This window comes from Sphingomonas sp. 10B4, assembly GCF_035019905.1.
Classification (GTDB): Bacteria; Pseudomonadota; Alphaproteobacteria; order Sphingomonadales; family Sphingomonadaceae; genus Sphingomonas; species Sphingomonas glacialis.
In genome coordinates, this window is sequence record NZ_JASJVC010000447.1 from 1 (window position 1) to 252 (window position 252).

The 252-nt window shown below is 44.4% G+C and carries 1 protein-coding gene; it reads right to left on the reverse strand.

Translation table 11 applies throughout. The annotated features are described in order from the left end of the window. Window positions 1–252: DNA/RNA non-specific endonuclease (locus QN347_RS20445; RefSeq protein ID WP_323494494.1), on the reverse strand; the 252-nt coding region annotated here is incomplete at both ends.

The window sequence follows — 252 nt, forward strand, 5'->3', positions numbered from 1 at the left end:
TTCCAAGTGATGCGATTTAGTTCGGGTGTTTGCGGCACCATGTTGCTGAAGAAAAAGCATTCAACCTGCCCTATTGAATCGCAGGTGTTATCCTGTGCCGGCATCTGGTGGCCTTGATCGTAGCCGCTTTTCTTATAATCACTACTTAACGCAGTACCATTAATTTTCGGATCTGCCGTAAACTTGTTAGTACGTGCAAAATGCTTGTTACAAAGCAACTGCCCTGGTATTAAATCCCAGCTTACACTATCC